Below are 240 nucleotides of genomic sequence, written 5' to 3'. Positions count from 1 at the left end.
CGGAGCTGACCGTGGTTGCGAATGCGTGGGCTACCAGGCCCACGAACCGCAGGGCAACGAGGACACCGCCGCCACCTTGAACATGCTCATCAACGCGGTCCGCTACACCGGAGGGATCGGCACCGTCGGCGTGTTCGTCCCCCAGGACCCGGGGGCCGAGGGCGAATTGGCCCAGCAGGGCAAGGCGGCCATCGACTTCGGCACACATTGGTTCAAGGGGCAGACCATGGGAAGCGGTCA

The 240-nt window shown here is 66.7% G+C and carries 1 pseudogene; it reads left to right on the top strand.

The features are described from left to right. Nucleotides 1–25: 25 nt before the first annotated feature. Nucleotides 26–240: pseudogene (locus tag KVS71_RS18490) on the top strand (aldehyde dehydrogenase); the annotation flags it as partial.

The organism is Microbacterium sp. GbtcB4 (assembly GCF_019091465.1).
In the GTDB taxonomy this organism is placed as follows: domain Bacteria; phylum Actinomycetota; class Actinomycetes; order Actinomycetales; family Microbacteriaceae; genus Microbacterium; species Microbacterium paraoxydans.
The sequence above is the reverse complement of the archived record's forward strand: the minus strand, read 5'-3'. Positions and strand labels throughout refer to the sequence as shown.